The 5,677-nt window shown below is 36.1% G+C and carries 8 protein-coding genes; 2 read left to right on the top strand and 6 right to left on the bottom strand.

The window, feature by feature from the left end:
* Window positions 1–255: 255 nt before the first annotated feature.
* From EGS71_RS00030 to EGS71_RS22390, 5 genes are read right to left on the bottom strand one after another with little or no spacing between them, the layout of a single operon-like run.
* Window positions 256–471 carry a hypothetical protein gene (locus EGS71_RS00030; protein ID WP_002011639.1) on the bottom strand — a complete coding sequence of 72 codons (216 nt, stop codon included), beginning with the start codon at window positions 469–471 and terminating at the stop codon, window positions 256–258.
* A complete protein-coding gene (locus EGS71_RS00025) occupies window positions 461–757 on the bottom strand; it encodes a BrnT family toxin (protein WP_002011632.1) in 297 nt (98 codons plus the stop codon). The genes EGS71_RS00030 and EGS71_RS00025 overlap by 11 nt, the downstream gene beginning before the upstream one ends.
* Window positions 758–797: 40 nt before the next feature.
* Window positions 798–1,298: a hypothetical protein gene (locus EGS71_RS00020; protein WP_025464991.1), complete on the bottom strand. Its 501-nt coding sequence runs from the start codon at window positions 1,296–1,298 to the stop codon at window positions 798–800.
* Window positions 1,295–2,218 carry a MobA/MobL family protein gene (locus EGS71_RS00015; RefSeq protein WP_002011644.1) on the bottom strand — a complete coding sequence of 308 codons (924 nt, stop codon included), beginning with the start codon at window positions 2,216–2,218 and terminating at the stop codon, window positions 1,295–1,297. Before EGS71_RS00015 ends, EGS71_RS00020 begins: the two co-directional genes overlap by 4 nt.
* Window positions 2,218–2,373 (bottom strand): heme exporter protein CcmD, encoded by a 156-nt coding sequence (locus EGS71_RS22390; RefSeq protein ID WP_161772599.1) that lies wholly within the window; start codon window positions 2,371–2,373, stop codon window positions 2,218–2,220. Before EGS71_RS22390 ends, EGS71_RS00015 begins: the two co-directional genes overlap by 1 nt.
* Window positions 2,374–2,653: 280 nt before the next feature.
* On the opposite strand from EGS71_RS22390, the gene EGS71_RS00010 reads away from it, so the two are divergent.
* Together EGS71_RS00010 and EGS71_RS22385 are read left to right on the top strand one after the other, a co-directional pair.
* Window positions 2,654–3,070, top strand: a complete 417-nt coding sequence (locus EGS71_RS00010) for a conjugal transfer protein TraD (RefSeq protein WP_025464995.1) — start codon at window positions 2,654–2,656, stop codon at window positions 3,068–3,070.
* Between the two features lie 160 nt (window positions 3,071–3,230).
* Window positions 3,231–3,728 (top strand): hypothetical protein, encoded by a 498-nt coding sequence (locus EGS71_RS22385; protein WP_031380830.1) that lies wholly within the window; start codon window positions 3,231–3,233, stop codon window positions 3,726–3,728.
* Window positions 3,729–4,219: 491 nt separating this feature from the next.
* On the opposite strand, the gene EGS71_RS00005 is transcribed toward EGS71_RS22385, so the two are convergent.
* Window positions 4,220–4,999, bottom strand: coding sequence for an APH(3')-VI family aminoglycoside O-phosphotransferase (locus EGS71_RS00005; RefSeq protein ID WP_002011642.1), 780 nt, complete (start codon window positions 4,997–4,999; stop codon window positions 4,220–4,222).
* Window positions 5,000–5,677 lie beyond the last annotated feature (678 nt).

Below are 5,677 nucleotides of genomic sequence, written 5' to 3'. Positions count from 1 at the left end.
TTATCATTTTGAGTCTTGATCTAAACACTGTTTATTGTGAAAATAGAGTTCAGGTACAAGCCTTTGTGTGAAATCTGCACGAGTTGGTAGCTCTGCTGATCTTCGTTACTTGATGTTCCACCATCAAATAACTGCGTACCGCTGAATATAAAGCGAAAGCCCATTGAGTTGCAAGATTCAATGGGCTTTTTCTTTGATCAATCAGATATTAAGACAAAAAAGAGAGGTCATATCTAATCATGACTAAATCCCTAATCAAGCACGTTTCAATGCCATAATATGGCGAACCATATCGTTAATATGTTGTTTTGTTTCATTATCTTGTGAACTTAACCATGCAACTACATCAGCATCAAAAGCCTGTGCTTGAGCTATGGTATGGCGTTCCTGTAATTTCTTCACAAAGCTAGGTTTAACCAATGGCGCATTGGTAGGGTCAAAATTTTTATAGCGTTCTAGTTCATTTTGCATTGCTGTACCTCCGCTTTTGGTGATGTGATGGTTCAAATGCAGTGATTATTCTCGCAACATCTCCACGTTCAACCCAAACCACTGTTAATAGTCTACCACGATTGCTTAAACCGACTGATATTAGTCGTTGTTCATCATAGTGTCCTACATCCTCAAAAGAGATCAATGCAGGATCAAGGAAAATACTACAGACCTCCTCGAACGTGATTTCTCGCCCTCGATAGACTAAATCCATTTTTTGGTCATGCCATTCAAATAACAAGCCGTAATATTCAATTAATGGCATGATTACCTCTTTTCCTCTCGTGAAATAAAAAATATGCCTATTATTTTGGGTCTATGACACAAAAATCTCCATTTTTTCCATATCCGCACTGCTTTTTCATCACACGAACACACGGTTTAGATTCCTCTCCAACAGTACAGCTTCCAATATCAAACTGGATACCTTGCTGTCTTAAGCTCTCGATCTGAGGGATATTTTCTAAAGGTTTGATATAAACACTGAATAACCAAATGATGCCAAGCATCAGAATAGCGAAAATGCCTAAAATAATGGTGATGATTTTCCATGAAAATTGATCACTAGTTGATTCAATCGAGTTTTTTAAATGTCCAAGTGCCTTAGCGGTCTTGATAAGCTCTGCTGTACCCTCCTGTAAGCCCGTATTTAGCGATTTTGATACAGTGCTATGGGTTTGCTCTGCGATGACCTTCTGAATGTGTTCTTTCGTGATTTGAAGCTCTTTAACGGCCTGATTGACTAGGTTCTGCTGTTGTTCTGCAACTGCCATCAGTGCATATAACTTTTTTTCATCAGGTGTCATCGGCTCATCCCTCTAAACTTCATTGTTTTCTGTTGCTCTCGTTCTAATTTCTGCTGTTCTTTGTACTGCTGTAAGGCAAGCTGTTTAAAGCTGGCAAAATCAGCCTTAAAACTCTCAATGCCCTGTTTAATTTCTTTGTCTGAGATAGGGCTGTTTTTGAGGTCTTTCAGGTCGTTTTTAGGGTCGCCTAAATCTAGTCGCTCAAGCTCTTTATAGGCTGTACGTGACTGTTGCAAGGCTTCCCTGATTTCAGGGTCTTTGGCTTGGCTTGGTAAGAGTTTCTTTTCAGGGTCTTTCTCTATGCCTTGCTCTTTGTAGCTTCGCATATCAATACGGCTGTCAATTTGGTGTTTTTCCAAATGGCTATTGCATAAATCCGCCCACCTTTGGCGTAGGTCTTTAATATCAGTTTTTCGTTCCTGGTAACTCTTGCCTGTATTGTCTTTTTTAGCTCCGCCACGTTCAGGATTCTTGCTGTTATAGCGTTTGAAATATTGCTCTGGATCTCGTTCGATTCCATCTTGCAGACGTTCATTAAACATGAGGTGGATGTGGGGCTGATCGTTGCCGTCCATTGCTTTAGGGTTATGAATTGCAAACTGATACGGATATTTTGAGCCAATTTCAGACTGAATAAAGTCTTCAACCAGTTCTAGGCGTTGCTCAGCATTCATCTCTCTAGGCAGGGCAATTTCATATTCTCGATAGGTACTGCCATTTTTACGCTCGTAAAGGTCGGCTGCTTGCCAAAAGGTAATCGGATTATGTTCAGCCCATTTCGGCATATTTCCATAGTCACTATGTTCAAGGTCGGATTGTTCCTGTTTCAGCTTTTTTTCTTCGTCCCGATCAATATATTCGGCATGCGGTGCTGCCTTACCTGCCTTACCAACTTTCACACTTAAACGAGCTATCGCCATTAGGTTTTTTCCTGTGCCTTTTTTCGGTCTAGTTCTTTCTTAAATGTTCTTTGATCGAGTATCGAAGCCCACATCATAATGATGATAATTAGCGGTGCTGCGATCACGCCAAAACTAATATCTTTGATTTTTCCCAATACCTGTTTTAGTTGCATGCTGTTGCTCCTAGCTTTGGTACTTCTTTTTTTCATTCAATTTTCAATTGAACGAAAAAAAGAAGTTTCAGGGTTTTAGGGATGAAGTCCCTAACGTGCTTAGGTTTCTCAATGAAATTGAGAAACGTCTAAGCGCGCCATCAAATTTTTGATGGAAGTACAGGCGATAATCTCCAGAACGACTTTAACAAAATTACGTTACTCGAACGTAAATATTTTGTTATCGTTCTTTGAGTATTGAGCCTGTGCTTTTGCGGTATATGAATTAATGGAATTGAATATGAATAATGATTGGCTGTCTGAAAAAATCACATATATTTCTGCTTTAAAGAATCCTAGTGATGCTCAAAAACTTTTACTTGAATTAGCCAAAATTCAGTACAGAACACCCGACCAAGAGAAAAAAATCAATGCCTTGATCAAAGCTGAAAAAGCCATAGATCGAGCAAATAAGCAAAAAGTTGCAGTTAGAAAATTATTGAATGCCGAAAAGGAAGCAGAACGTAAAGCTCGTACACGTCATCTCATTCAATTAGGCGCACTATTTGAAATAGCTAACCTAGATCAGCGTGACCCAGCCGAATTACTTGGCATTCTTCTAAAAACTGCTGAAATTGATCCTAATGATATGAAATGGCAAATTTGGAAAGAGCTAGGACAAGAAACTTTAAATCATCGTAAAAAAGACAAAAAGTGATTGTTCAGAATTTTTATTCAACTTTATCTAAGCACGTAAAAAACTCATCTATATACAGAGGGTCTAAAAATTATATTTTTGATTTATAAAGATAATTAAAGATTACTTTGCATAAGGTGTATTATCTTAATAATAAGGCAACTAAGGTAGGATGAATTTTATGGCGACTGCAATTCGTGCAGATTATTGTACAAATATGACTATAAACAATTGCTCTTTTTCAGGGTTTAACAATTGTATAGAGATGAACTTTTGTACTAACTTCAATATATTAGGTAGTGGTTTTTTTAATTCTAATAATGCTGTCTTTTTATCTAATTGCTACGGAAAAGGAGCTATATCAAACAACTATACTCATAATGTAAATAATTTAATTTCAGTTGCTGATTCAAAACTAAAATACCCTCTTCCTTCAAAAAATAAGGAAAAGCATAAAATCATAAAAAAAGAGCAGAAGAAAAATAGTTCAATAAGGAATATAGAATTTAATAAAAAAATTAAAGAACTTATTAACTTAGAAGCTAACCAAAAATTTATTAAGAGAAATCATCAGTTAGCTTGTAAAATAAAATATATAAAAGCAAATCTTGGAAAATTAGAAGCTGAAAGCCTTCTTTTCTTGACTCAAGCATTAATGCAGTACGATCTTCAAAGTTAAGATGATGGTATGACAATTTTATATACTCCATAAACCCTTTAAATTAATTAGGTGGTTTATGTCGCACTTCAAGTTTTACTCTGCCAAGTATTGATATTATTAAAGCTCTTAAGATAATTTAACATTCGTCATTTCCCATAAGAATTTAATAAAATACTATATGGCTGACAGATAGATAAAAGACTAAGAAAAGAAAAGCAGACAAAAAAATACCATCGATAATAAAATTGGTTAAAAATGTTGCACGATGAAATTTAAATAAACTTGCAAAGCTAATAAATTAACACTTTTATATTCAAAAAAACTTAAATCACAAGTTAAGCTAATAAACAGTTTTAGCTATTTTAAATAAGCTCATTTTAAAAACCAAAATTTAGATTTATTGGTGATATAAAACTTTAAATCAATAGCTCCACTAACGCTCTTCACTTATTTATTTAAAATTTAGCGACGTAAAAAGACAATTAAGTATTTTTAGATAATGCTTGGAATCAATTCAATTCATCAAGTTTTAAAAAATAATTCCTTTTGTCAGGTCTATCATTTTTTAAATGCTTTAAAAATATTTTAGCAGTTTCCTCCGATGCATCCTCTCTTAGGCAACGTTCAACAAAGGATATATCTACAAATTCATCTGCTAACCCAGCACGGCCAAGATCTAAAAAATAAATTTCATTGAATTTATCTATAAAAATATTACTATCCGTGATATCGCCATGAGAAAAAACCAATCTTTCTTCAACACGAGTCTCAGTTAACTCATTCCATAGACTTAGGTAAGTTTTATGGTCTCCCCATAATTCAGCGTCAAAATCATCTTGATCTATATCGTCAAGGAGTTGGTTATCAATAAAAAATTTTGACTCTTTTAACCGATGATCAATGTTTGAAATAAATGGACAATCAATAATAGCAACTGAATTTAACAGATTGAGTGCCTCCTTATAGATAGCAAGCAATTCTTGGTCTGTTAAAAAAAGCGCTGAAATTGGTTTTGCATTGATCGCTTTAGTGATCATGAATTCAAACTGCTCATCCTGAAAAGTCATGATGAGTTCAGGCACCTTTAATTTCTCAGAGAGCCAACTCAACATTTTCGCTTCGCGAGAGACACTGTATGTGGTCTCTGTATATAAAGTGCTAGATCGCTTAAGAAAAAAAGTTTCATTATTTCGATTAAAAGAATAAACATCCGATGGCGACTGACCAATTTTATTTGGCTCTAAAACACTGTTTCCAATAAATTGTTGAATAATATTGGGCAATTCCATCAAGTTTTCCTTTAATTCAGCATTAAAACCCCGCAAATGCAAGGCCTAGTAAATAGATGATCTTAATTTGGTTCACTGTAGCAAAAATATGGGGCGAATTCAAAACTGGTTCAATAGCCTAAGCAGAAAAAGGAGTATTTGATTATCCGCACTACTATACTTCCTAAAAAAAAATGCTCTCAACTTCTCAACTCGTACCCAAAGCGTCGCACTTCGTGCTTTGGCTTTGGAAACGGTTGAGAGAGTTTCGGCAATACTCTCCCTAAAGGCGGTCATTTAAAAAAATGACGCATCCTTTAAGTATTGCCGATTTACCGCATATTCTTTTGGCTTCGGAGCCACGTATATCGGTCGTATCCGCACATAGCTTTGCAAACTATGCAGACAAGGACTAAAGGTCTTGCACCTCTCCCCACACGCTCCCTGTCGAAGTATGGCGGTATCTCTGCGAGGGTTTCCCCAACATACAACTTAACCAACCTATACAACTACTTCAACGCTCCGCTTTTGTGAGATCCCCTGTAGCGGTTTAGCCTTTCGACTATCGCTACGTTGCACCAGTGACACTTATTCCCTCCACATGCAACGCATGCCAATCCGTAAAACGGACACGCAGGAGCAGGCAAAGCTCGATCTAGGATGCTTATTTGATGATTTAAAACACGGATTAACGAAGAC

Source organism: Acinetobacter sp. FDAARGOS_559 (assembly GCF_003940475.1).
GTDB lineage: Bacteria > Pseudomonadota > Gammaproteobacteria > Pseudomonadales > Moraxellaceae > Acinetobacter > Acinetobacter baumannii.
This window is presented reverse-complemented; position numbering and strand designations above follow the sequence as displayed.

Coding starts and splice junctions, on each gene's coding strand:
- EGS71_RS00005 (WP_002011642.1), bottom strand. CDS start 4,999: ATGGAATTGCCCAATATTATTCAACAATTTATTGGAAACAGTGTTTTA.
- EGS71_RS00025 (WP_002011632.1), bottom strand. CDS start 757: ATGCCATTAATTGAATATTACGGCTTGTTATTTGAATGGCATGACCAA.
- EGS71_RS00030 (WP_002011639.1), bottom strand. CDS start 471: ATGCAAAATGAACTAGAACGCTATAAAAATTTTGACCCTACCAATGCG.
- EGS71_RS00015 (WP_002011644.1), bottom strand. CDS start 2,218: ATGGCGATAGCTCGTTTAAGTGTGAAAGTTGGTAAGGCAGGTAAGGCA.
- EGS71_RS00010 (WP_025464995.1), top strand. CDS start 2,654: ATGAATAATGATTGGCTGTCTGAAAAAATCACATATATTTCTGCTTTA.
- EGS71_RS00020 (WP_025464991.1), bottom strand. CDS start 1,298: ATGACACCTGATGAAAAAAAGTTATATGCACTGATGGCAGTTGCAGAA.
- EGS71_RS22385 (WP_031380830.1), top strand. CDS start 3,231: ATGGCGACTGCAATTCGTGCAGATTATTGTACAAATATGACTATAAAC.
- EGS71_RS22390 (WP_161772599.1), bottom strand. CDS start 2,373: ATGCAACTAAAACAGGTATTGGGAAAAATCAAAGATATTAGTTTTGGC.